Origin of the sequence: Pseudomonas sp. ADAK2, from assembly GCF_012935755.1 — a bacterium.
Lineage (GTDB): Bacteria > Pseudomonadota > Gammaproteobacteria > Pseudomonadales > Pseudomonadaceae > Aquipseudomonas.
The window spans coordinates 6798261-6821277 of sequence record NZ_CP052862.1 but is presented as its reverse complement, the minus strand read 5'-3'; the positions used below and the strand labels follow the sequence as shown (position 1 = coordinate 6821277).

Annotated in this window: 22 protein-coding genes; 13 read left to right on the top strand and 9 right to left on the bottom strand. The window is 60.6% G+C overall.

Going from position 1 to position 23017, the window contains the following annotated elements:
• Window positions 1-95: 95 nt before the first annotated feature.
• On the top strand, window positions 96-995 hold the full coding sequence (locus HKK52_RS31155) for a DMT family transporter (RefSeq protein WP_169373935.1): 900 nt from the start codon (window positions 96-98) through the stop codon (window positions 993-995).
• 29 nt (window positions 996-1024) lie between these two features.
• Here HKK52_RS31155 and HKK52_RS31150 read toward each other — a convergent pair whose 3' ends face one another.
• Window positions 1025-1255, bottom strand: a complete 231-nt coding sequence (locus tag HKK52_RS31150) for a hypothetical protein (RefSeq protein ID WP_169373934.1) — start codon at window positions 1253-1255, stop codon at window positions 1025-1027.
• 92 nt (window positions 1256-1347) lie between these two features.
• The gene (locus tag HKK52_RS31145) at window positions 1348-2061 is read right to left on the bottom strand and encodes a FadR/GntR family transcriptional regulator (RefSeq protein ID WP_169373933.1); all 714 of its coding nucleotides are present in this window, start codon (window positions 2059-2061) and stop codon (window positions 1348-1350) included.
• Between the two features lie 272 nt (window positions 2062-2333).
• On the opposite strand from HKK52_RS31145, the gene HKK52_RS31140 reads away from it, so the two are divergent.
• Both HKK52_RS31140 and gudD read left to right on the top strand, forming a co-directional pair.
• Window positions 2334-3677, top strand: coding sequence for an MFS transporter (locus HKK52_RS31140; RefSeq protein ID WP_169373932.1), 1344 nt, complete (start codon window positions 2334-2336; stop codon window positions 3675-3677).
• 25 nt (window positions 3678-3702) lie between these two features.
• On the top strand, window positions 3703-5046 hold the full coding sequence (gene gudD / locus HKK52_RS31135) for a glucarate dehydratase (protein ID WP_169373931.1): 1344 nt from the start codon (window positions 3703-3705) through the stop codon (window positions 5044-5046).
• A 100-nt stretch (window positions 5047-5146) separates the two neighbouring features.
• On the opposite strand, the gene HKK52_RS31130 is transcribed toward gudD, so the two are convergent.
• Window positions 5147-6022: a LysR family transcriptional regulator gene (locus HKK52_RS31130; protein WP_169373930.1), complete on the bottom strand. Its 876-nt coding sequence runs from the start codon at window positions 6020-6022 to the stop codon at window positions 5147-5149.
• Window positions 6023-6157: 135 nt separating this feature from the next.
• Between HKK52_RS31130 and ampC the strand changes: the two genes are divergently transcribed.
• Entirely contained in the window at window positions 6158-7327 is a 1170-nt protein-coding gene (gene ampC, locus HKK52_RS31125; RefSeq protein WP_169373929.1) for a class C beta-lactamase, read from the top strand.
• A gap of 67 nt (window positions 7328-7394) precedes the next feature.
• Here the strand turns inward: ampC and HKK52_RS31120 are convergent, their stop codons facing one another.
• Window positions 7395-8525 (bottom strand): MFS transporter, encoded by a 1131-nt coding sequence (locus HKK52_RS31120; RefSeq protein ID WP_169373928.1) that lies wholly within the window; start codon window positions 8523-8525, stop codon window positions 7395-7397.
• Between the two features lie 189 nt (window positions 8526-8714).
• On the opposite strand from HKK52_RS31120, the gene HKK52_RS31115 reads away from it, so the two are divergent.
• Entirely contained in the window at window positions 8715-9509 is a 795-nt protein-coding gene (locus HKK52_RS31115; protein WP_169373927.1) for an SDR family NAD(P)-dependent oxidoreductase, read from the top strand.
• 124 nt (window positions 9510-9633) lie between these two features.
• Here the strand turns inward: HKK52_RS31115 and HKK52_RS31110 are convergent, their stop codons facing one another.
• On the bottom strand, window positions 9634-10197 hold the full coding sequence (locus HKK52_RS31110) for a DUF4174 domain-containing protein (RefSeq protein ID WP_169373926.1): 564 nt from the start codon (window positions 10195-10197) through the stop codon (window positions 9634-9636).
• 234 nt (window positions 10198-10431) lie between these two features.
• On the opposite strand from HKK52_RS31110, the gene HKK52_RS31105 reads away from it, so the two are divergent.
• Window positions 10432-10899 carry a GNAT family N-acetyltransferase gene (locus HKK52_RS31105; protein WP_169373925.1) on the top strand — a complete coding sequence of 156 codons (468 nt, stop codon included), beginning with the start codon at window positions 10432-10434 and terminating at the stop codon, window positions 10897-10899.
• A gap of 183 nt (window positions 10900-11082) precedes the next feature.
• On the opposite strand, the gene HKK52_RS31100 is transcribed toward HKK52_RS31105, so the two are convergent.
• A complete protein-coding gene (locus HKK52_RS31100; RefSeq protein WP_169373924.1) occupies window positions 11083-11868 on the bottom strand; it encodes a sulfite exporter TauE/SafE family protein in 786 nt (261 codons plus the stop codon).
• A 217-nt stretch (window positions 11869-12085) separates the two neighbouring features.
• The gene (locus tag HKK52_RS31095; RefSeq protein ID WP_169373923.1) at window positions 12086-12823 is read right to left on the bottom strand and encodes a hypothetical protein; all 738 of its coding nucleotides are present in this window, start codon (window positions 12821-12823) and stop codon (window positions 12086-12088) included.
• Window positions 12824-13061: 238 nt separating this feature from the next.
• Here HKK52_RS31095 and HKK52_RS31090 point away from each other — a divergent pair, with 238 nt between their 5' ends.
• The 3 genes from HKK52_RS31090 (at window position 13062) to HKK52_RS31080 (ending at window position 15819) form a co-directional block, all read left to right on the top strand.
• Window positions 13062-14210 (top strand): aldose epimerase family protein, encoded by a 1149-nt coding sequence (locus tag HKK52_RS31090; RefSeq protein WP_169373922.1) that lies wholly within the window; start codon window positions 13062-13064, stop codon window positions 14208-14210.
• 287 nt (window positions 14211-14497) lie between these two features.
• Window positions 14498-15319 (top strand): aldo/keto reductase, encoded by an 822-nt coding sequence (locus HKK52_RS31085; protein WP_169373921.1) that lies wholly within the window; start codon window positions 14498-14500, stop codon window positions 15317-15319.
• Window positions 15320-15348: 29 nt separating this feature from the next.
• Complete coding sequence (locus HKK52_RS31080) at window positions 15349-15819, top strand: DUF1810 domain-containing protein (protein ID WP_169373920.1); 471 nt, start codon at window positions 15349-15351, stop codon at window positions 15817-15819.
• Here the strand turns inward: HKK52_RS31080 and HKK52_RS31075 are convergent.
• Window positions 15784-18144 carry a DNA polymerase II gene (locus HKK52_RS31075; RefSeq protein ID WP_169373919.1) on the bottom strand — a complete coding sequence of 787 codons (2361 nt, stop codon included), beginning with the start codon at window positions 18142-18144 and terminating at the stop codon, window positions 15784-15786. The genes HKK52_RS31080 and HKK52_RS31075 overlap by 36 nt on opposite strands.
• 218 nt (window positions 18145-18362) lie before the next feature.
• Here HKK52_RS31075 and HKK52_RS31070 point away from each other — a divergent pair, with 218 nt between their 5' ends.
• Window positions 18363-18803 carry a CBS domain-containing protein gene (locus HKK52_RS31070; protein ID WP_169373918.1) on the top strand — a complete coding sequence of 147 codons (441 nt, stop codon included), beginning with the start codon at window positions 18363-18365 and terminating at the stop codon, window positions 18801-18803.
• 49 nt (window positions 18804-18852) lie between these two features.
• On the opposite strand, the gene HKK52_RS31065 is transcribed toward HKK52_RS31070, so the two are convergent.
• Entirely contained in the window at window positions 18853-19476 is a 624-nt protein-coding gene (locus HKK52_RS31065; RefSeq protein WP_169373917.1) for a glutathione S-transferase N-terminal domain-containing protein, read from the bottom strand.
• Window positions 19477-19623: 147 nt separating this feature from the next.
• Between HKK52_RS31065 and HKK52_RS31060 the strand changes: the two genes are divergently transcribed.
• The 3 genes from HKK52_RS31060 (at window position 19624) to HKK52_RS31050 (ending at window position 22990) form a co-directional block, all read left to right on the top strand.
• Window positions 19624-20418 carry a DUF4349 domain-containing protein gene (locus HKK52_RS31060; protein ID WP_169373916.1) on the top strand — a complete coding sequence of 265 codons (795 nt, stop codon included), beginning with the start codon at window positions 19624-19626 and terminating at the stop codon, window positions 20416-20418.
• Window positions 20419-20432: 14 nt separating this feature from the next.
• A complete protein-coding gene (locus HKK52_RS31055) occupies window positions 20433-21032 on the top strand; it encodes a GNAT family N-acetyltransferase (protein WP_169373915.1) in 600 nt (199 codons plus the stop codon).
• A 1148-nt stretch (window positions 21033-22180) separates the two neighbouring features.
• Complete coding sequence (locus tag HKK52_RS31050) at window positions 22181-22990, top strand: TonB family protein (protein WP_169373914.1); 810 nt, start codon at window positions 22181-22183, stop codon at window positions 22988-22990.
• Window positions 22991-23017 lie beyond the last annotated feature (27 nt).

Genomic DNA, 23017 nt, shown 5'->3' with positions numbered 1-23017 from the left:
CATCACCAAAAGTGAAGAGTTGGCGCAGTATAAGTCAGTTGTGGCGAATGATCCGAATTCTGATACTGAGTGCATCAGCCCACAGGTGCACGACCATGCCGCGACTCTCACCCACTCTGAAAATCATTCTGGCCATGACGTTTGTCGTCGCGTGCTGGGGGTATTCACCCACTGGCATCCACATCGGCTTGCAGGCTTACGACCCCGGTCATCTGGCGCTGCTGCGGTTTCTGCTGGCGTCAGTGTTCATGGCGATTGTCGCGGTCTGGCGCGGCATCAGCTTGCCGAAAATCCGTGACCTGCCCTTCCTGATTGCCCTCGGTTTCTTTGCCGTGAGCCTGCACCATGTGTTGCTGAATTTCGGTCAGCAAGGCGTCAGTGCCGGAGCCTCCAGCGTGTTGGCGCAATCGACGCCGTTGTTCAGCACATTGCTGGCGCGATTTGTGTTCAAGGATCGGGTCAGCGTCTGGCGTTGGGGCTGTGTGTTGTTGGGGCTGATCGGCGTGGTGATCGTGGTGGCCGGCGATAAAGGGCTGGGCAGCATTGACGCCCACGGCTTGCTGATTTTGCTGGCGGCGGTGTCGTGGAGTGTTTACTTCGCCCTGCAAAAACATCACACCGGGCGCTATGACGGATTGACCCTGACCTGTTATTCGGTGTGGTCCGGCACCGTGCTGTTGCTGGTGTATCTGCCGGGGTTGGCGGATCAGGTGGCGAAGGCACCGGTTGATGTGCAAATGGCAGTGATTGGCCTGGGCATTTTTCCGAGTGCCTTGGCGTACCTGGCTTGGGCGTTTGTGCTGGCCCATGTCGATCTGAGTCGTGCGGCGATGACGCTGTACCTGGTGCCGCCGACGGCGATGGCCATTGCATCAGTGGCGTTGGGAGAACGGCCGGCGATGATGGTGATTGTCGGGGCGGTGGTGGTGTTGATCAGCGTGCTGGCGTTGAATCTTGAGCGCCGGCCGGCGGTGGTTCGCACGGTAGGGGTTTAAAGAAACCCGGCGCCATGGCCGGGTTCTGTTTACCGCAGGTCATCAGACAGCGGCGTCTCTTCATCCGCCGCCGGTACATCTTCATCGGCGGCCGGGTCCTTCCAGTCTTCAGGACGATCCTCGTCACTCAAGGCCGGGTCCCGTGAAGGGTCCATCCCTGCCGGTGCATCTGAGTCCAGCGTTGGCTCGTCCGTGCCGGGCATGGGTCTGGTCGGGTCGGTATTGGGGGTTGCGCCCTGGAACATCGAATCGTTAGCCATGATGCACCTCACTGATGTGGCCCGGTTAATCCGGGCCATATCAGTTGGAAGCGACGGCAGGAACAGCGTGCTATCGACTAGACCAACGGTTGTCAGCCCTGGGCCAGAAAGCGGTCGCGACTGTTGGTCAGGTGCAGCCACATCGCCGCGCGCGCCGCGTCCGGGTCCTGGCGCTTGATGGCGTTGAGGATTGCCTCGTGTTCCTGATTGGCCAGTTGTCCGAGCTTGCTCAAATCCGTGGCGCCACGTTCGGCGGCATTCACGCGGGTGCGGGGGATCATCGCACTGCCCAGGTGCTGCATGATCTCGGTGAAGCACACATTGCCGGTGGCCTCGGCGATTAACAGGTGGAAGCGCTTGTCGGCTTCCACGCAGCTGTCGTTGTTGGCCAGCAGGCGTTGATAGTCATCCAGTGCCTCGCGCATCTGCGCCAGTTGCTGCTCGGTGCGACGGGTTGCGGCCAGCGCGGCGGCCTGGGTTTCCAGGCCCATGCGCAACTCCAGAATGCTGCGCACGCCCAGCGCGGTGTCGACGTTCAACCGCAACCCCTGCTCCGCCGCGCGCTCGATGACAAAAGTGCCGATGCCGTGACGGGTTTCCACCAGCCCTGAAGCCTGCAGCTTGGAGATCGCCTCGCGGACCACCGTGCGGCTGACGCCGTGCTCCTGAACAATCGTGTTCTCGGACGGCAGCTTGTCCCCCGGCAGCATCTGCCCGAGCAGGATGGTCTGGGTCAGCTTGGCCACCAGGTCATGGGCGAGGTTGTGGCTGCGCTTGCGGGCAGGTGCGTCGAGGTCTTCTTGCATGGCGATCTTCCGAAAAGCAGGGCAGTCGAGATCGTAGCACTCGCCCCTGAAGAAAACAGCGCCTAACTTGTATGACAACACTCAACAAAAACGCTTCCAGCGCTTTTAAAATCGCCTACTCCAATCAAATAAAGAATAACGAATCGGCAAATAAGCGCCATTTTGTTGGACAACAGCCCTTGCACGACGAAAAAATGCAGTTGTATGATGTCTATCAACATCGCAGCACCCAGCCGCACCCCGCATAAAAATAATCAGTGGGAGAAACGCAAGTGAATACAGCCATATCCGGGACGAACGACAGCACCGATTCGGTCCTCAAGTCCGCCGTCGCCAAAGTCAAACGTCATGTCCTGCCGCTGTTCGTGATCATGTTCATCGTCAATTACATCGACCGGGTGAACATCGGTTTCGTCCGCGCCCACATGGAACAGGACCTGGGCATCGGCGCTGCCGCCTACGGCCTCGGGGCCGGCCTGTTCTTCATCGGTTACGCCCTGTTCGAAGTCCCCTCCAACATGCTCCTGCAAAAAGTCGGCGCGCGTATCTGGCTCACCCGGATCATGCTGACCTGGGGCCTGGTCGCCGCGGGCATGGCCTTCATCCAGAACGAAACCCACTTCTACATCCTGCGCTTTCTGTTGGGCGTGGCCGAAGCCGGGTTTTTCCCGGGGGTGATCTACTACTTCACTCGCTGGTTGCCCGGAGTTGAACGTGGCAAAGCGATTGCGATTTTCCTCAGCGGTTCGGCGGTTGCCTCGCTGATCTCGGGGCCGCTGTCCGGGCTGCTCCTGCAAATCAACGGTCTGGGCCTGCATGGCTGGCAATGGATGTACTTCATTGAAGGCATGTTCTCGGTGGGCCTGTGCGTATTCGTCTGGTTCTGGCTCGACTCCAAGCCCCACGACGCCAAATGGCTGAGCCGCGAAGAACAGGACGCGCTGGTCAAGGCCATCGACGATGAACAACTGGCTCGCGAAGCCGCCACGCCGATCAAACCGTCCCTGGGCAAACTGCTCAAGGACCGCCAGATCATTCTGTTCTGCCTGATCTACTTCTTTATCCAGCTGACCATTTACGCCGCAACCTTCTGGCTGCCGAGCATCATCAAGAAGATGGGCGATCTCAGCGACATTCAGGTCGGGTTGTTCAACTCGATCCCGTGGTTGCTGTCGATTGTCGGCATGTACGCCTTCGCCGCGTTTTCCGCCAAATGGAAACACCAGCAAGCCTGGGTCGCTGCTGCGCTGTTGATTGCGGCTGCCGGGATGTTCATGTCCACCACTGGCGGACCGATCTTTGCCTTCGTCGCGATCTGCTTCGCGGCACTGGGTTTCAAATCGGCGTCGTCGTTGTTCTGGCCAATTCCCCAGGCGTACCTGGACGCGCGGATCGCTGCCGGGGTGATCGCGCTGATCAACTCGGTGGGCAACCTTGGCGGTTTCGTTGCACCGACCACCTTCGGCCTGCTGGAAGAGCACACCGGTTCGATCCAGGGCGGGCTCTACGGTCTGGCGGCAACCTCGATCATCGCCGCGATCATCGTTTTCGCTGCGCGCAACACGCCCAAACCAGCACCCGCCGTCGTCGGCCAAGCCACTTCCAGCCACGCCTGAATCTCCGTTGTTAAGGACAATAAAAATGAACGCACACGACACTGCAAAAGCACCGATCATCACCAACATGCAGGTGGTTCCGGTGGCCGGTCACGACGGCATGCTGCTCAACCTAAGCGGCGCCCACGGGCCATTTTTCACCCGCAACATCGTGATCCTCACCGACAACGCCGGGCACACCGGCGTCGGCGAAGTACCGGGCGGCGAGCGTATTCGCCAGACCCTGGAAGACGCGCGTTCGCTGGTGGTCGGCAGCCCGATTGGCACTTACCAGAAGATCCTCAATCAGGTGCGCCAGACCTTCGCCGACCGCGATGCCGGCGGCCGGGGCCTGCAAACCTTCGACCTGCGCATCACCATTCACGCCGTCACGGGCCTCGAAGCCGCCCTGCTCGATTTGCTCGGCCAGCATCTGGACGTACCGGTCGCCGCCCTGCTCGGCGAGGGCCAGCAACGCGATGAAGTGAAAATGCTCGGCTATCTGTTTTATGTCGGTGACCGCAACCAGACCGACCTCGCCTACCGCAGCGAAGCGGATGCCGACAACGACTGGTTCCGTGTGCGTCACGAAAAAGCCATGACTGCCGACGCCGTGGTCCGCCTGGCCGAGGCCGCGCACGCGCGTTATGGTTTCAAGGACTTCAAGGTCAAGGGCGGTGTGCTCAGTGGCGATGACGAAATCGAAGCGGTCACCGCCCTGGCCGAACGCTTCCCCGATGCGCGGATTACCCTCGATCCGAATGGCGCCTGGTCACTGAAAGAAGCGATCCGCCTGTGCCGCGATCAACATCATGTACTGGCCTACGCCGAAGACCCGTGCGGCGCGGAAAACGGTTACTCCGGTCGTGAGGTCATGGCTGAATTCCGCCGCGCCACCGGGCTGAAAACCGCGACCAACATGATCGCCACCGACTGGCGGGAAATGGGTCACGCGATCCAGCTGCAATCGGTGGACATTCCCCTGGCCGACCCGCACTTCTGGACCATGCAGGGCTCGGTGCGCGTGGCGCAGATGTGCCATGAATGGGGCCTGACCTGGGGCTCGCACTCCAACAACCATTTCGACATTTCCCTGGCCATGTTCACCCACGTCGCGGCGGCCGCGCCGGGTGAGATTACGGCTATCGACACCCACTGGATCTGGCAGGACGGCCAGCGGTTGACCAAGGCCCCGCTGCAAATCGTCGGCGGCTGCGTGCAAGTGCCGAAGAAGCCCGGGCTGGGTGTGGAACTGGATCTGGATCAGTTGGCCAAGGCCCATGAATTGTATAAAGGCATGGGCCTGGGTGCGCGGGATGACAGCGTGGCGATGCAGTATCTGATCCCAGGCTGGAAATTCGATAACAAGCGGCCGTGCCTGATGCGCTGACATCCACCGAGCCCTGTAGGAACAAAGCTTGCTCGCGATTGCGGTCTGTCAGGCACATTGATGTTGAATGTGCCGCCGTCATCGCGAGCAAGCTCTGCTCCTACAAGTTCGCGGCGTGTAGAAGCCATTGCCTGAACGCCGCCATCGCCGAGGTTTCCGGCCGCGACTGCAAGCGGGTCAACCAGTAGCTGCCCGTGGTGATGTGAATGGCGAACGGTTGCTCGATGGCACCCGCAGCCAGTTGCCGGGCGAACATCAGCGGCGGTGCCAACGCCACCCCGGCTCCTTGCAACGCTGCCTCCATCATCGCCAACGACGAGTCGAAGACGATGCTCCGGGGCGCCGCAGCGAGGGTCGAGAGGCCGGACGCGGCGAACCAGTCCGGCCATTCGTCGGTGCGATAAGAACGCAGCAGGGTTTGCCCTGACACATCGGCCGGCTCGCGCAATTGCCGGGCAATCTCGGGCACACACAACACCGACAGCGGCGCCTCGATCAGCCGCACCGCTTCAATCCCATGCCACGCCCCCGCGCCGAAACGGATCGCGTAATCCAGCCCTTCAGCCGCCACGTCCACCCGGTTGTTATTGGTCGACAGGCGCAAATCTATGAACGGATGTTTCGCCTGGAAGTCCGCCAGGCGCGGCAACAACCACCCCACCGCAAACGTCCCCACCGCGCCCACCGTCAACACGTCCCGGTAATGCCCGCCTTCCAGACGTTCGAGGGTTTCGGCAATCCGGTCGAAGGATTCGCGCAGCACCGGCAACAGCGTTTCGCCCTCGCTGGTCAGCATCAGGCCACGGGGCAAGCGTTTGAACAGGGTGACGTTAAGCTGCGCCTCAAGGCTCTTGACCTGATGACTCACCGCCGCCTGGGTGACGCACAGCTCCACCGCAGCCCGGGTGAAACTCAAATGGCGGGCCGAGGCTTCGAAGGCGCGCAGTGCGTTCAACGGTAACTGAGGCCGGATCATGCCTATTCCCTAATTTTTCTAATGGCTCGTGCGAATTATCATCGGTTGTCGATCAGCGGCAGGTTGCCTAGATTTGCCACGCCGTTGACCGGGAAGTCTACCGGTCAGCGCCTCAATTCGCAGGGATCAGAAGCAATGACAAACCTAATCAACACCACCAGACTGACTGTTTTCGGGGCTTGCGTCGCCTTGCTCAGCGCCGGCCCGTGCCTGGCGCAGGGTCAGACCGATCAGCAGGTCCAAAGCGTTGTCGATGCCGCCATTAAGCCCGTGATGCAAGCCCAAGGCGTTGCCGGCATGGCCGTGGCTGTCACCGTCAACGGCAAGGCACATTACTTTAACTACGGCGTCGCCGACAAAGAAAACGCCAAGGCGGTTACGGAAAACACCCTGTTCGAGATCGGCTCGGTGAGCAAAACCTTCACCGCCACCCTCGGCGGCTACGCCCACGCCACGGGCAAACTGTCCCTGTCGGACAAGGCCAGCAAGGTCCTGCCGGAGTTGCGCGGCAGTGCGTTCGACAACGTCAGCGTGCTGCAACTGGGCACCTACACCGCCGGTGGTTTGCCGTTGCAGTTTCCTGACGCAGCGGATCACGCAGACAAGATGCTCGGCTATTTCAAGCAGTGGAAACCGGTGTATGCGGCGGGCACGCATCGGCAATATTCGAACCCCAGCATCGGCTTGTTCGGTTACTTGGCCGCTCATCAGCTGGGCCTGTCGTTTGATGAAGCGATGGAGAGAACCTTGCTGCCCAAACTGGGTTTGACGCACACCTTCCTGCGGGTGCCGCAGGATCAGATGAGCGTTTACGCCCAAGGCTACGACAAGAATGACAAAGCCGTGCGGGTCGGTCCGGGGGCGCTGGATTCCGAGGCCTATGGCGTGAAAACCAGCGCCGTGGACATGATTCGCTTTGTTCAGGCGAACCTGAAACCGGCGTCGCTGGAAAAACCGTTGCAGCAAGCCATCGCCACGACGCACACCGGTTATTACACCGTTGGCGACATGACCCAGGGCCTGGGTTGGGAGCGCTACACCTACCCGATCAGCCTCGACAAATTGCTCGAGGGCAACTCGACGCCGATGGCGATGCAAGCGCATAAAGTGCAATGGCTGAACCCGCCGCAACCCGAGCCGAACAGCGTGCTGCTCAACAAAACCGGTTCGACCGGTGGCTTCGGTACTTACGTGGCGTTTGTGCCGGCCAAAGACATCGGCATCGTGATCATGGCCAACAAAAACTTTCCGATTCCGGAGCGGGTCAAGGCGGCTCACCAGATTCTGAGCGCGCTGAGCGAGTAATCGCGCCTGGCTACAGGTGAACAACCGGCATAAAAAATGGGCGACCTCTTAAGGTCGCCCATTTTTTTCAGGGTCTTTGCACCGCGCCCTTTTTGCGCTCCAGGCAAGCCAGCGCACTGGCCGCCAGACACAACGCGGCCGCCGTATACACCCACTCCGATGGCGCCACCGGCAAGACAAACCCGGCCAATAACGGCCCCACGCCCGCCCCGATATCCCGCCACACCGCATTCCCCGCCAGCGCTCGCACCCGTCCGCTGTCGGGATGACGTTGGGCGATGACGGTCACCACCAACGGCAGTTGCAACGCGCGCAATACCAGCACCAACGCCCCGCCGACCACCAGCCAGTGAAAGCCAAAGCCGATAAGCGCCATCGACGTCAGCAACGAGAAGACGATCAGCATCCGCGTCGCCCCCCAGCGCTGGGCCGCCATCCCGCCCAAGGGGCTGAGCAACAATTCCGAGACATACCGCAACGCCAGCAATGTCCCGGCGACCACCACGGCGTTGCCTTCCAGCAGGTGTTGCGCCAGTAACGAGAGGCCGATGATGAACAGCCCGTCGAGGGTCAGCCCTTCGATAAACGACCACATCGCGACACTGTCGGGGCGCTTGAAACGGCGGGTCGACGCCGACATCGGATGCGGCGTCGACGGCAACCCCAATGCCAGCCACATCGCGATCAACGACGTCGCAAACATCAGGAAAAAAATCACCCGCGGCCCGTATTCCACACTGAGCAACGCCCCCAACGGCAACGCCAACATCGGCCCCGCTGCAATCACTGCCCGCGAACGCCCGGTGCGACGCGCAGCGCCCAAGGGCTCGGCGGTGGCCATGACTTGGGTGGACAAATTCAGCGCGGCATAGGACAAGCCCCAGCCCAGGCGCAACAGCAACAGCCACCAGAATCCCGACAAGGTCGCATAACCCAACGCGCACAATGCGGCAGTCCCGGTGGCCAGCAACAACGCCGGGCGATCGCCCTGACGGGTATAAAACTCCATGACGTAGCGATAACCGAAAATCCGCACCAAGCGATTGGCCGCCAGCAAAATGCCCGCTTCGGCCAGGCTGATGCCAAATGCCTGCGGCTGCATCGGCAACAGCAGGTACAACAAGACGTCGCCGGGTAGACACAGGGCCAATACGGATGCGGCTCGGGCTGAGTGTTTGTCGGCGGTTTTTTCGGACATGGGGCAAAAGGCCTTGGTAGAAATCAGCAGCCCCTCAGACTGGCGTGAAGCGTTGCTGCTGACAAACTTTTTTACAAGAAAACAGCCCCACAGGGTGGGTGCAGGGCACACATCAGGGATTTTTCTCTTGAACTAGGCTAAGAGGCTCGCAGTCCTCCCTCTTACCTCCCCTTCAAGAGCGCGATCCCCATGAACATCGATCTATCCAACAAAACAGCCCTCGTTACCGGTTCCACCCAAGGCATCGGTTTCTCCATCGCCAAGGGCCTGGCCCAGTCGGGTGCCGAGGTGGTGATCAACGGGCGCAAGCAGGACGCCGTGGACGCTGCTGTCACTGAACTCAAGCACTTGCTACCCTCCGCCAAGGTGCGGGGTGTCGCGGCCGATGTCGGCAGCGCCGAGGGTTGCAAGGCGATGGTCGCGGCCCTGCCCCGGGTCGATATCCTGGTGAATAACGTCGGGATCTACGGCCCGCAGGATTTCTTCGAGACCGAGGATGACGTCTGGGAAAAATTCTTTGAAGTGAATGTGATGTCCGGCGTGAGGCTGTCCCGTGCGTATCTGCAAGACATGGCGAAGAACGGCTGGGGTCGGGTGGTGTTCATTTCTTCGGAGTCGGCGTTGAACATCCCGGCGGACATGATCCATTACGGGTTCACCAAGACGTCCAACCTGTCGATTTCCCGAGGCCTGGCCAAGCGCATGGCCGGCACCGGGGTGACGGTGAACGCGATTCTGCCGGGGCCGACGTTGTCCGAGGGCTTGCAGGAGATGCTCAAGGATGAACAAAAGAAGTCCGGCGAGCCTATGGAAAAAGTAGCCGCCGACTTTGTCATGGCCAACCGTCCGACCTCGATTATTCAACGGGCGGCGAGCATGGAGGAAGTGGCTAACCTGGTGGTTTATGTGGCGTCGCCGCAGGCATCGGCCACCACCGGCGCGGCGTTGCGGGTGGATGGCGGCGTCGTCGACACCATCGCCTGACCGGCCCCACACAATACCTGTGGTGTAGGGGTTGTCTGAGGGGGCAAGCCCCCTCGCCACAGCAAGCCCCCTCGCCACAGGTATTCTCAGTCCCCGGATTGCGTGTCACACCAGGTTTTTGTCATCAATCATCCGGTTGCTCAGGCGGTTTGGCTGGCTTGGCCGGTTTGCCTGGTTTGGCGCCCTTGGCCCCTTTGGTCGTGGCCGGTTCGGCCGCCACCGGTGGCGGGGTCGGTGCAGCCGCTTCCTTCTCCTCGGCCGGCAGGGCATCAATGGTGGCGAAGACTTTCTTCAGGTCGACCGACTTCGATTCATCCCCCGAACTTTCCAGTTTCTTCTCGCCGTCCTTGCCCAACAGGATGACTTTTGGCAAGGCCCCGGCACCGAGTTTCAGCGAGCGGATCAGGGCCATGGTGTCCTGCTGGCCCATGTCCTTGCCGTCGAGCTGACCGGACATGTTCAGCACGCTGTACACCTTGATGTTGCGCTCGGCGACCCCTTGTTTGTTGGCCGGATCCTCAAGCGACTTTTTCAGCCCCAGCCAGACCGGGTCGATGGTACTGGATGTGATCACGATCAACGGTCGGGCCCTGCCCTTATCGACATCCAGAGGGGAATCGCCATCAGCGGCGAGCAAGGGGCCGGCAAGCGCCAGCAAGGTTGTCAGGGTCAAAGACCTGATGAGCATGCGCATCTCCTTTTGATATCCACGCTCTAATGATTGCGCATTGCCGCGATCGTTCCGGATGACGATCCGCAAATGTGTTTCGCTTAGCCCCAAGCTTAGGTCAGGGCCGACATTGCGCAACAAACTGTGAAGGATTGTGAGCGCGGTTTGATTCGCTTTTATGATCGTTTAGGGTGGGGCGTGATGTCCGCGAGCGAATTGCCAGGGGCCGCAAAAAAGGAGCTTCAATCCACCATGGAAATCGTCTACCTCTGTGACCATCCCGAGCTGATCAACGAATTGGCCGAACTGAATTTCAAGGAATGGGGCCACTTCCGGGCCGACGACACCGTCGAGGGGCGGATCGAACATTTGCAGGCCAACGCCGGCAAGGGCTCGGTGCCCACGGTGATGGTGGCGATCGAGGGTTCACAACTGCTCGGCGGCGCCATGCTGCTGACCCGCGACATGGCCGCGCGCGCGGAACTGACGCCATGGCTGGCGGGGGTCTACGTCAAGGAAGAACACCGAGGCCGGGGGATCGCCTCGCAACTGGTGGCGCGCATCGTCCAGGAAGCCGCCACGCTGGGCGTGCCGGAACTCTATTTGTACACCGACACGTCACAGACGCTGTATGCGCGGCAAGGCTGGGAAGTGCTGGAGCAACGGGTTTACCAAGGGTTGGACGTGACGGTGATGAAGCGTGGGACTGCTGCCCCGTAACACCCGCAGCCCTCGCAGCCCTCGTAGCAGCTGTCGAGCACCGCGAGGCAGCGTCCGGCGGCGCAGCCGTCGTCAAACCATGCACTGCGGTGTATCAGGCAAACCGCGTGCACAGGGTTTGCGACGGCTTCGCCGCCGGACGCTGCCTCGCGGTGCTCGACAGCTGCTACGAAGAATCCGTGTCTAGAATGCGAGTTTGTAGCCGATCAATACCAGCATCGTCGCCAGACACGGACGCAGCAGCTCATCAGAAATGCGCCCGGTCAGGTGGCTGCCCAGCCAGATCCCCGGCAGCGAACCGATCAGCAGGAAACCCAGCACATGCCAGTCCATGTTGCCCATGCTCGCATGGCCCAGGCCAGCGACCAGGGTCAGGGGCACGGCGTGGGCGATTTCGGTGCCGACCAGACGGCGGGTCGGCAGCAGTGGATAGAGGATAAACAACGCCACCGTGCCCAGGGCGCCGGCGCCGATGGACGTCAGGGCGACCATGGTGCCGAGGATCAGGCCGGTGATGACGGTCAGCACGTTGAGGCGCGTGCCGCTGGGGTTGTAGTTGCCACCGGCGCGTTTGTGGGCGAAGTCGAGCAGGCGCTTCTTGAAGAAAATCGCCAGGGCCGTGGCGAACAGCACGAAGCCCAGGGCCTGCTTGATGATCGCGTTCATCGCCTCAGGCGCAGTGTGCAAACTGCTGAGGAACCACAGCGTCATGGCTACCGCCGGCACGCTACCGAGGGTCAGCCAACCGGTAATCGCCCAATCGATGTTCTTGTTCTTGCGGTGCACCAGCACGCCGCTGGATTTGGTGATGGCCGCGTACAGTAAGTCCGTGCCCACCGCCGTCGCCGGGTTGACGCCAAACCACAACAGGATCGGCGTCATCAGCGAACCGCCGCCCACGCCGGTCATCCCGACGATAAAGCCCACCACCAACCCAGCAACGACTAACCCGAAATTACCGAAATCCATTAACACGCCCACAAAAACCGCATGAAAAATCTGGCCCGCAGCATAGCGATTTTTCTTATAACCACTTATATCGATACGGTCTATCGTTATGCCCAAGACACCGCATTCCTGTAGGAGCGAAGCTTGCTCGCGAAGAGGCCGGCACGTCCAACATCTCTGTTGCCTGACACACCGTCTTCGCGAGCAAGCTTCGCTCCCACAGGGGAGATCCGGGGGTTTACTGGACGGGGAGGAAATTGAGGAACAGCAGGCTCTGCGCGTAATTCAACCCAATGCGCCGATAGCGCTCATCCAGCATCTGCGTCAGCAAATCCAGCCTCGCCACAATCTTGCCGAACTCCACGGCGAAACTCAGGTTGCTGCCCTCCTCCGAAATCTCATTGGAGAACAGCAAGGGCTCGCCATTCTTGTTTTGCCGTTGGCTGAGAATCCACGTGGCTTTCTCGATGTTGCGCGCGGCGTTGCTGACGAACACCGGGTTGATCGCATCGGTCATGTAGAACTCCAGCCGATTGCCATGGGCGGTGACCAGCATGCTGCCGATGGCATAGATGAAGGCGCCGACCCGATCCCCGAGAAACTCCGGGCTCATGGCGTAGCTCAGCGCCGCCAGGTCTTTCTTGCCGCCCAGGGTGGGCAGCGGTTGCTGCATTTCGATGGCCTCGCGCACTTGCTTTTCGGCGGTGCGGGCATCGAGGAAGCCGGATTTTTTCAGCTCCTGGGGATTGCGCAGGTACAGCTTGCTCATCAGCAGGTACAGACTTTCCAGGTTGTCGTGCATCGCCAACGTGGCCATGCGGTCGACGCTGGTCTGGAGGAATTCCTGGGGTTTGCCTTCGCGGAACTGGCTGACGATGTCGCTGCCCTGCTGCTGGCTGCAACCGCTGGCGAACAGCAACGTCAGGCACGCCAGCAGGCGAATTCGGGTTTGAAACGGGGATGACACTCGAGCCATGGGTTCTTGGGCTGACACATTCCTGTGCGGCGGGAGTCGCCGCAGCCTGGCCATGGATAGAGCCGGTTAATCCGAAAAAGTGCAGTGCTGACGGTGCTCGACCGATCACCGGCACCGGGACCTCCTTCATTTAGTCCGACTTTATTCTGGAATAAATCGACTAATAGACTATAAATCTTCTTCCGATCTATATTTAGTATGACTACTTACCAAAACAACAAAAAAAGGAAGATCAACCATGCTTCAATCCCGCTACCTGCTCTCCGGCCTCGGACTGTCCCTGATGATCGCCACCCTTCCCGCCCACGCTGCCGGCCTGTCCAGCGAACACAAAGCCTTCGGCAAAACCAATGACGGCACGCCCGTCGAGCAATACATCCTGCGCAACAGCCATGGCCTGCAAGCCACGGTCATTACCTACGGCGCTACCTTGCAGTCGCTGAAGGTGCCGGACAAGAACGGCAAGGCTGAAGACATCGTCCTCGGTTTCGATGACGTCCAGGGCTATCAGGCTGGCACCGCGTACTTCGGCGCGACCATTGGCCGCTACGGCAATCGCCTGGCCGGTGGCGCGTTCAAACTGGATGGCAAAAGCTACCAGGTGCCGAAGAACGACGGCCCCAATTCCCTGCACGGTGGCACCCAGGGCTTCGACAAGCATGTGTGGAAAGCGCAGCCGAGCAAAGGCAAGGATTCGGTGGGCGTAACCCTGACGTACCTGTCGAAGGACGGTGAAATGGGTTTCCCTGGCAACATGAAAACCGAGGTCACCTACAGCCTCACCGAGAACAATGAACTGCGCATCGAATACAAGGCCAGCACCGACAAACCCACGGTGCTGAATCTGACCAACCACAGCTATTTCAACCTCGCCGGCGCCGGCAATGGCGACGTGCTGCAACAGCTCGCCACCCTGCACGCCAGTCATTACACGCCAATCGATGGCACGTTGATCCCCACCGGTGAACTGGCACCGGTGGCCGGTACGCCGATGGACTTCACCCAACCGACCGCCATCGGGCAAAACATCAAGGCCGATCACCCTCAGTTGAAATTCGCCGAGCCGAAACAGGGTGGCTTCGACTTCAACTGGGCGCTGGATGCCAAGGGTGACGTGAGCAAAACCGCTGCCGATGTCAGCGATCCGCAGTCCGGCCGGCGCTTGCAGCTCTACACCAGCGAGCCGGGCGTGCAGTTCTACACCAGCAACTTCCTCGACGGCACCGTCAAGGGCAAGGCTGGCAAGGTTTACTCGCATTGGGGCGCGTTCACCCTGGAAACCCAGCACTATCCCGACTCGCCGAACCAGGCGAACTTCCCGAGCACGCGGCTGGATCCGGGCAAGACCTACACCCAGCACACCGTGTTCAAGTTCTCCACCAAATAAAACACTTCCCCTGTAGCAGCTGCCGAGGCACGAGGCTGCGTTCGGCTGCGATGCAGTCGTGAAATCAGGCGGCGCGGTGTTTCAGGAAGACCGCGTACTCAGGTTTTACGACTGCTTCGCAGCCGAACGCAGCCTCGTGCCTCGGCAGCTGCTACAAGCGAACGCAGCCTCGTGCCTCGGCAGCTGCTACAAGCTGCGATCTTCTGATTTTGGCCATCATTTGAACCCCGCACGCTATCCTGCTGCCCAAAAGGAACACAGATCGCATTTCACACAGGAGGTTTTTCATGCGAACCCTTGAACTGGCCGGCGTTCAGGTACCGATCATCGGCCAGGGCACCTGGCGCATGGGCGAGGATCGCTCGGCGCATCGCAATGAAGTCGCGGCCCTGCGCCAGGGCATCGAGCTGGGCATGACCCTGATCGACACCGCCGAAATGTACGCCGAGGGCGGCGCCGAAGAGGTGGTGGGTGAAGCCATCGCCGGGCTGCGCGACCAGGTCTTCCTGGTGAGCAAGGTTTACCCGCACAACGCCAGCCGCAAAGGCATCCCCCAGGCTTGCGAGCGCAGCCTGCGGCGCTTGAACACCGATTACATCGATTTGTACCTGCTGCACTGGCGCGGCCAATACCCTCTGGAAGAAACCGTCGAAGCCTTCGAACGCCTGCGCGAAGAGGGCAAGATCGGGCGCTGGGGTGTGTCCAATTTCGACGTCGACGACCTGCAGGAACTCGCCGCCCCAGCCTGCGCGACCAATCAGGTGTTGTACAACCTGGAGGAGCGCGGCATCGAATTCGACCTGCTGCCTTGGTGCGAACAACAGCAAATGCCGGTCATGGCCTACTGTCCCATCGGTCAAGGTGGGCATATGCTGGTCAACTCGACGCTCAAGCAGGTGGCCGCCCGTCACGAGGCGACACCGGCTCAGGTAGCACTGGCATGGATACTGCGTCAGCACAGTGTCATTGCCATTCCCAAAGCGGTCCGACCCGAGCACGTGACGCTCAATGCGCAAGCCGCGCAGTTGCAGCTGGAAGCTACGGATCTGGAGGCGCTGGACCAAGCGTTTCGTGCGCCACAACGTAAGCAGCGATTGGCCATGGTCTGAGCCATCGCGCCCTGTCAGAGGGCTTCGGAATGAGAAGCACCGATCCGCTCGACGCGTTCAATCTGCCCCGCTTTGTCCAGGCACAGGACCCGGTGTTCGAAAGAGTTCAAGAGGAACTGCGCGCCGGCAAGAAGCGCCGGCACTGGATGTGGTTCATTTTTCCGCAGATTGGCGGGCTGGGTGGCAGCGAGATGTCGCGTTACTTCGCCATTCGTTCCGCCGAAGAAGCGGCGGCGTACCTCAATCACCCTCTGCTGGGTCCACGCCTGCGCGCCTGCACCCAGTTGGTGTTGAACCTGGAAAACCGCTCGATCGCCGAAATCTTCGGCCACCCCGATGACCTCAAGTTTCACTCTTCCATGACCCTGTTTGCCCAGATCGCCCCCGAGGGCAGCCTGTTCCATCAAGCGCTGGAGCGCTATTTCCACGGCATACAGGATGACTGGACGCTGTCGCTGCTGGACTTAAAACAAGCCAAGCTGCCCACCGATCAGGGTTGAGAAGTCGTCATCGACAAAGGGCAGGATCGCGTCGGCCACCGGTTGCAGTTGCCGTGTCACATAGTGGTCGTAGTCGATGGGCGCACTGCGGATCTCCAGCGGTTCGGGCCCGGCGACGGTGATCACGTAACTGATCCAGCCGCCATTCTGGTATTGCCGCGGACGCCCCTGCTCATCGTTATAGGCGTCGGCCATCCGCGCCGCCCGCACATGCGGCGGCACGTTGCGCTCATAGTCGTCGAGGGTGCGACGCAGGCGCTTGCGGTAGACCAGGCGCTCGTCGAACTCACCGGCCAGGGTCTTGCGCACGTAATCGCGGACATAGTCCTGATACGGCTGGCGATGGAAGATCCGCGTATACAACTCCTGCTGAAATTGCCGGGCCAGCAACGACCAGTCGGTGCGCACGGTCTCCAGGCCTTTGTAGATCATTTCGTCGGTGCCGTCGGCGCGGGTGACCAGCCCGGCGTAGCGCTTCTTGCTGCCCTCCTCTGCCCCACGAATGGTCGGCATCAGGAAGCGTTTGTAGTGGGTTTCGAACTGCAACTCCAGCGCACTTTCCAGGCCGTATTCTTGCTTTACATGCTCGCGCCACCACTGATTGACGTGATCCACCAAGGCGCGGCCGATTTGCGCCGCTTCTTGCTGGCCGTGGGCGCGGCGCAGCCAGACGAAGGTCGAGTCGGTGTCACCGTAAATCACCGCGTGGCCCTGGGCTTCGATCAACTGCCGGGTGCGCAGCATGATCTCGTGGCCACGCAAGGTAATCGACGAGGCCAGCCGCGTATCGAAGAACCGGCAACCACTGGAACCGAGCACGCCGTAGAAGGCGTTCATGATGATTTTCAGGGCTTGGGACAGCGGCGCGTTGTGTTCACGCTTGGCGGTTTCGCGCCCTTCGGCGACCCGGGCGACGATGGCCGGCAGGCAATGCCTTGTGCGGGAAAACCGGGCGCCGCGAAAACCTGGCACTGATTCGCTGTCATCCGGATGTTTGAGGCCTTCGATCAAGCCCACCGGGTCAATGAGGAAGGTGCGGATGATCGATGGATAAAGACTCTTGTAGTCGAGCACCAGCACTGACTCGTACAAACCCGGTTGCGAGTCCATCACGAATCCGCCGGGGCTGGCCTCGGGTGGCTTGCCGCCGAGGTTCGGCGCGACGAAGCCCTGGCGGTGCATCAGCGGCATATACAAATGGGTGAACGCCGCCACCGAGCCGCCGCTGCGGTCCGCCGGCAACCCGGTGACGCTGGCCCGTTCCAGCAGGAAGGTCAGCAACTCGGTCTTGGCGAAGATCCGCGTGACCAGTTCGCAGTCCTTGAGGTTGTAGGTGGCCAGCGCCGGTTTGTCCTCGGCGAACATGCGGTTGATTTCGTCCATGCGCTGGTACGGCGTGCTGATCGCCTTGCCTTCGCCGAGCAGGGTTTGCGCGACGTTTTCCAGGCTGAACGAAGGGAAACTCCAGGTCGCCGAACGCAGGGATTCGATGCCGTCGATGATCAAGCGCCCGGCGGCCGCGGCGAAGTAATGGTTACGGCTGCCGTGTTCGCGCCACTGCATTTCTTCGCCGCCACGCCCCAGCTTCAGCGGCACCGCGAGGCGCCGGGCGTGTTCGTGCAGCACTCGCAGGTCGAACTGCACAACGTTCCAGCCAATGATCGCGTCGGGGTCGTGGCGGGCGAACCAGTCGTTGAGTTTTTTCAGCAGCAGGGTTCGGCTGTCGCAGTATTCGAGCTGGAAATCCACCGCGCTAGCGTCACCGTTGGGCGGGCCGAGCATGTACACCTGACGCTCGCCGCAGCCTTCCAGGGCGATGGAATACAGTTCGCCCTGGGCGGTGGTTTCGATGTCGAGGGAGACCAGGCGCAAATTCGGCCGGTAGCCGGGAGCCGGTTTCATTTGCGCGTCGAGCAGCAAACCGTCGGCGCTGGGCGTGCCGCCGAATTGCACGGGGGCGGTGATGAAGCGTTCCATCATGTAGCGCTCGGGCGGGCGCACGTCGCCTTCGAACATCTCGACGCCGGCCTTGCGCAGCGCGGTTTCCAGGCGCATCAACTGACCGTGTTGCTGACAGTAGAGGCCGAGCACCGGGCGATGTTCGAAGTCGAGCAGGGCCAGGGGCCGCAGTTCGACGTTCTTTTCTCCACGCAGCACGGTTTCGGCCTGCTCGCGCTGCTCGGCCGGGATGAAGGCTACCGACGGCTGATGAGGCAGGCGGATGCGCCGGGGACCGGCATCGGTCGCCAGCCAGAACTCGACTTCCGTGCCGGCCGGGGTGTCGCGCCAATGCCGGGTCAGGACGAAGCCCTGCTGTAAATCCACCACTGCAACCTCGAAACTGATTCAGAGGGGGATTCTACGCGTGATTGACGACCGATAGCCCCCTCGCCACTAGTCAGTTTTCGTGCGGTGACACGAGGATTACCGAAGAAAAACCAGCAAATGGCGCTTTTTGCGTGTTATCTGCCGCTTTCTGCCTTGCCCTGCGCGTCTGCGTCTACGATTCTTCAAGAACAACGACAACACCTAGAGAAGCTGCCATGAAAACCGTCGCCCAACTGCTCAAGTTAAAGGCCCAGCAAAATCAGGAAGTCCACACCATTGCGCCGCATCAAATGGTGCTCGAAGCGCTGATGGTCATGGCCGCGAAGAACGTCGGCGCGTTGCCGGTGCTGAGGAATGGCGAGGTCGTCGGCATCATCAGCGAACGTGACTATGCGCGCAAACTGGTGCTCAAGGGCCGCTCCTCGGTCGGCACGCCGGTCGAAGACATCATGGTCTCGCCAGTGATCACCGTGGACACTCACCAAACCGTCGAAACCTGCATGGGCATCATGTCCGACAAACGCCTGCGCCACTTGCCGGTGGTGGAAAACGGCCAGTTGATCGGTTTGCTGTCGATCGGCGACCTGGTCAAGGAAGCGATTGCCGAACAGGCGGAATTGATTCGCCAGTTGGAGCAGTACATTCGCGGGGAATAATGTTCCCCCCGTAGGAGCAAAGCTTGCTCCTACGGGGGTTGCGGTAGATTCAGGTAGGCCAATGCCGGGCGAAGACTGGCGCCAGCGTCGGATGCCGATCAATACGCATCAACCAGGCGAAAAAACCCGGCCGTGCATGGCGCAAATGTTCCCGAGTCCCGGCCCAGCGCGTCACTACCGCCGCCAGCACATCCAGCGCGCCGGGCGTCTCATCGTTCAGGTACAGCTCACCGGAAAACTGATCGGCAAACACTTCCCAACTCCAGTGCAGCCGGGCGCGGGCGCCGGCCATGAGGTTTTCCCTCGACGACTCGTCGGCCCCGGCCAGCCAGCGCTCGGGGTAATCGATGATGCCGATGGCCGCATAACAATTGCTGACGATGTACACCAGGCCGCGAATCGCCTGATCCCGTTCTGCCGGGTCATCCGGCAGCAGGCCCGACGAGGGAAACGTCAGCCCCAGGTGAATCAGGATCGCCGCGCTCTCGGTGAGGATGCTGCCATCGGGCAGCTCCAGGGTCGGAATTTGCTTGAGCGGGTTGAGTTTTTCCAGCGCATGAGTGGCCTCGGCCGCGGCGGCCACGTCGATGAAGCGATAAGGGATCGCGCAGAGTTCGAGGGCCGCTTCGATGGCCGCCGCGCCGGAATTCTGATGTCCGTAAAGCTGATACATGTCGCGCCCTCCCGGCGAACAAACAGTCAGTCGGTAGACGGCTGGCCACGGGCGCATGTTCCCTGCCATTTGACCCATTGAAGCAGGTAAGATGCGCACCCCGGGACGCACTGTTGACGTCCCGCTGCACACTTCAAGGGAAAGAACATGCGCCAACCGGATGGCAAACCTGCCTCAATGCCTCGCGTCTATTGGTTTGTACTGGCCTGCCTGGCCCTGAGCGGCTGCTCGCCGAGCGAACGGTCGTCATCGGCCAGTCTAGCCGGTGAACAGGGACGCGGCGGCGCGATGCTCGCCTATGAGCATGATGTGCAATTCATGCTGCCACAAGCGCAAATCGTGCCGCGCCTGCAAGCCACCCGCGAGGCCTGCGAAACCGCTCGTTTCGGTGCCTGTAACGTGTTGCGCATCGAGCAAGGCGCCGGCCGCGCCGAGATCACCTTGCGCATCGCCCCTGCCGGCGTCGAGCCGTTGGTCGCCATGGCTGCCGAGGGCGGCGAAATGGGCCAGCGGATCACCAGCGCCGAAGACCTGGCCGATGCCGTGGACGACACCCGCCGCCGTCAGGAACGGCTCAAGGCCCAGCAACAGCGCCTGGACCAACTGGCCAGCCGCAAAGACATCAGCGTCACCGACCTGATCGCCCTGAGCAAGGAACAGGCCGGCATCGAGAACGACCTGCAAGCCCTGGCCCAGGTTGCCGCCGGGCATCAGCGCCGACTCGACACCAACCGAGTCACGCTATCGTTCCAGCCGACTGGCGCCAGCAGCCGCTCGTCGCACCTGAGCGAGGCGTTCAGCAACGTGCTGGATAACCTGGCCGATGGCGCCGTCGATGCATTGGAGAAAGGCAGTTATGCCTTGCCGTTCCTGATCCTCGCCTTCCCGCTGGTGATGCTGTGGGTGTGGCTGTGGCGCAAATTTGTGCGTCGTCGCGTGTGAGCCGGGAGTCGAAAATGTCCGAATTATCAACTCCAACCTGTTCGGTGGCCGGTCTCGGCGTCCGCAAACTGACCCTGGAAGATGCCCCGCTTCTGTACGCATTTTTCGAGGCTAACCCAGACTACTTTATGCTCGTGGAAGGTGGACCGGCCACCCTCGAACAGGCGGAAGAGGAATTGCTCGGCGAGCTGCCGCCAGGCTGGAACTACAGCGAAAACTGGATGCTGGGCTATCAACCCGCCGGCGCGCCGTTGGTGGCAGTGCTGCAATTCGTAACGGACTTGGTGGCGCCGAAGTTGTGGCACATCGGCAGGTTACTCGTGGCCACAGATCTGCACGACTCCGGCATCGCGCAGGCGCTCTATCACGACTTTGAAACCTGGGCCCGCTCACAGGGCGCCGACTGGTTGCGCGTGTGTGAAGTGCATAACAACCCCCGAGACGGGCACTTTTGGCGTGAACAGGGTTTCAAGCACGTTCGAACGAACGAAGGCGTACAGGTGGGCTGGCTGATCCATACCGCGGACATCCTGTTCAAACCGTTGAATGGCGGCACGCTTGAACAGTATTTGGCGGTGATCGAACAGAATCATCCCAACCAAAGCGATTTCTGACGCTCTTTGTGTAGGTAGCAGCTGTCGAGCACCGCGAGGCAGCTGCTACGGGCACAGGGCGTTGGGCACCCTTGTAGAAAATTTCTTACCTGTGTATCAGCGTTGGCACGTCTTTTCCATGCACCCGCTGCTTGCGAATACCTAACCTCGCAAAACAGCGCTTGCGGTGCTCACCCCGCACCAAGAGCAATCATTGGACGCTATCCGCGTTCTTATAAGGTGCGATGCCGAACCAGAAGTTCGTGCGTCCAGGCTGGCAATAAGGAAATCACAGCGTGAATCTTCAAACGTCATCAAGGCCTGTCCTGGCCAACCGCTCCAGCGTTATGCCGCGTTTCCCTCTCAGTACTCTTCGCGATTACTTTATTACCTGAATTGCGTCACCGCGCTCCTTGTTTGGCGATTGCACTCGCCGACAGGGCAGTGCTAATTATTTTTTAAATATTACATACCTGGCAAGTTAATGATCGATCGCTGGATATTGTCCGACAATAACTTGCCCGAACCATTTACATACCGCCGTCGCGCTTAAAAGTTAGTTTTAATAAACGCACCAAAAGTGTCCCTGCGCGTTTAACTCATGTTGCTGGCAGCTACCGATTTCATTTGGACAAAAACGAGGAATAGCCCGGTGACCCGCTAAAACACTGACACGCACCAAATCAAACCGTCGCGCACCATTGCGTGCATTGACGCACAGGCCCGCAGCCGCTCTGTTCCGCTGATTAACGGAACATGGCGACCGGCAACACTCGCCCCTGAAAAAGCACAGCTTTTAGAGGTGAACGGCCAGGCTTTGTCAGCAATAAGCGAGTCACCTCGTAAAACTTATATAAATGCGACATGGGTAACGTTGCTGAAATAATCGTCCAACCGGACAGCAATATTTGGCACAGCGGTTGCTATGTAACGAACATGAGACAGCGTCGATACATTAGCCGCCTCACCCAATAAGAGATCAATCAGGGAAATGATAATGAACAGACGAAGTCGATGGCGCTGAGCCAGTAATCTGCGCAAACCGTTTCAATAGATAGTCCAACTATCGGCTTGCGCACACCCTTGAAAAGGTTGAAATAAAACACTCGAACATTGCACCAATGTTCGCACGGCACCTTATTGCCCTTCATCTACCCGAGGGAGCTTTAATGAACGATGCGGTAAAGCACAGAACCCTGCCGGGGCCGTTACGGGATGATCCGATCTTGCCGGCATCGGGCAGTCTTCCCTATAAAAGCAACACCTCGAAACCCGGTGGGTTGAGCAAGCAACAGGTGCTGTTGCTGGTGGCGGTATCAGCGCTGATACATGGCGGTGCCTGGTGGTTTTTCCAGCAGGCCAAGGCCGAACCGCTGCCCACGCCTCCCGAAATTCCAGAGATGACCGTCGAGCTCACCAGCCCGACGCCTCCCGCGCCGCCGACCCCGGAACCGCCGCCTCCGCCGCCTGAACCCGAGCAGCCGGTGGAGGATGAGGATGCGCTCAAGCCGCCGCCCAAACCGGTGGAGAAACCCAAGCCCATCGAAAAACCGAAACCGGTGGAAAAGCCCAAACCGGTGAAAAAAGTCGAGCCGCCGAAAGCCCCACCCGCCCCCGCTCAACCGGCAGCACCCGCCGCTCCTTCGACGCCGAGCGCGCCACCGGCACCCGCCGCCGCCCCCGGCCCGGTGAAAGAGTCGGCCGCCGTTTCCGGCCTCGCCAGCCTCGGTAACCCGCCGCCGCAATACCCGTCCCTGGCGTTGCGCCGGAGCTGGGAAGGCACCGTTGTACTGCGTATTCAGGTGCTGGCCAACGGACGTGCCGGCGCGGTGACGGTGACCAAATCCAGCGGCAAGCCCCAACTGGACGAGGCAGCGGTCGCGGCGGTGAAAGCCTGGAAGTTTATCCCGGCCAAACGCGGCGACACGCCCATCGACGGCTTCGCTACCCAAACCATCGACTTCAAATTGCCCCAGTAACGGCGCAACGAACTGAACTCATAACCG

What these genes read in the sequence shown, in the direction of transcription:
- HKK52_RS31155 (WP_169373935.1), top strand. Translation starts at nt 96, where the DNA reads ATGCCGCGACTCTCACCCACTCTGAAAATCATTCTGGCCATGACGTTT.
- HKK52_RS31150 (WP_169373934.1), bottom strand. Translation starts at nt 1,255, where the DNA reads ATGGCTAACGATTCGATGTTCCAGGGCGCAACCCCCAATACCGACCCG.
- HKK52_RS31145 (WP_169373933.1), bottom strand. Translation starts at nt 2,061, where the DNA reads ATGCAAGAAGACCTCGACGCACCTGCCCGCAAGCGCAGCCACAACCTC.
- gudD (WP_169373931.1), top strand. Translation starts at nt 3,703, where the DNA reads ATGAACGCACACGACACTGCAAAAGCACCGATCATCACCAACATGCAG.
- HKK52_RS31130 (WP_169373930.1), bottom strand. Translation starts at nt 6,022, where the DNA reads ATGATCCGGCCTCAGTTACCGTTGAACGCACTGCGCGCCTTCGAAGCC.
- ampC (WP_169373929.1), top strand. Translation starts at nt 6,158, where the DNA reads ATGACAAACCTAATCAACACCACCAGACTGACTGTTTTCGGGGCTTGC.
- HKK52_RS31120 (WP_169373928.1), bottom strand. Translation starts at nt 8,525, where the DNA reads ATGTCCGAAAAAACCGCCGACAAACACTCAGCCCGAGCCGCATCCGTA.
- HKK52_RS31115 (WP_169373927.1), top strand. Translation starts at nt 8,715, where the DNA reads ATGAACATCGATCTATCCAACAAAACAGCCCTCGTTACCGGTTCCACC.
- HKK52_RS31110 (WP_169373926.1), bottom strand. Translation starts at nt 10,197, where the DNA reads ATGCTCATCAGGTCTTTGACCCTGACAACCTTGCTGGCGCTTGCCGGC.
- HKK52_RS31105 (WP_169373925.1), top strand. Translation starts at nt 10,432, where the DNA reads ATGGAAATCGTCTACCTCTGTGACCATCCCGAGCTGATCAACGAATTG.
- HKK52_RS31100 (WP_169373924.1), bottom strand. Translation starts at nt 11,868, where the DNA reads ATGGATTTCGGTAATTTCGGGTTAGTCGTTGCTGGGTTGGTGGTGGGC.
- HKK52_RS31095 (WP_169373923.1), bottom strand. Translation starts at nt 12,823, where the DNA reads ATGGCTCGAGTGTCATCCCCGTTTCAAACCCGAATTCGCCTGCTGGCG.
- HKK52_RS31090 (WP_169373922.1), top strand. Translation starts at nt 13,062, where the DNA reads ATGCTTCAATCCCGCTACCTGCTCTCCGGCCTCGGACTGTCCCTGATG.
- HKK52_RS31085 (WP_169373921.1), top strand. Translation starts at nt 14,498, where the DNA reads ATGCGAACCCTTGAACTGGCCGGCGTTCAGGTACCGATCATCGGCCAG.
- HKK52_RS31080 (WP_169373920.1), top strand. Translation starts at nt 15,349, where the DNA reads ATGAGAAGCACCGATCCGCTCGACGCGTTCAATCTGCCCCGCTTTGTC.
- HKK52_RS31070 (WP_169373918.1), top strand. Translation starts at nt 18,363, where the DNA reads ATGAAAACCGTCGCCCAACTGCTCAAGTTAAAGGCCCAGCAAAATCAG.
- HKK52_RS31065 (WP_169373917.1), bottom strand. Translation starts at nt 19,476, where the DNA reads ATGTATCAGCTTTACGGACATCAGAATTCCGGCGCGGCGGCCATCGAA.
- HKK52_RS31060 (WP_169373916.1), top strand. Translation starts at nt 19,624, where the DNA reads ATGCGCCAACCGGATGGCAAACCTGCCTCAATGCCTCGCGTCTATTGG.
- HKK52_RS31055 (WP_169373915.1), top strand. Translation starts at nt 20,433, where the DNA reads ATGTCCGAATTATCAACTCCAACCTGTTCGGTGGCCGGTCTCGGCGTC.
- HKK52_RS31050 (WP_169373914.1), top strand. Translation starts at nt 22,181, where the DNA reads ATGAACGATGCGGTAAAGCACAGAACCCTGCCGGGGCCGTTACGGGAT.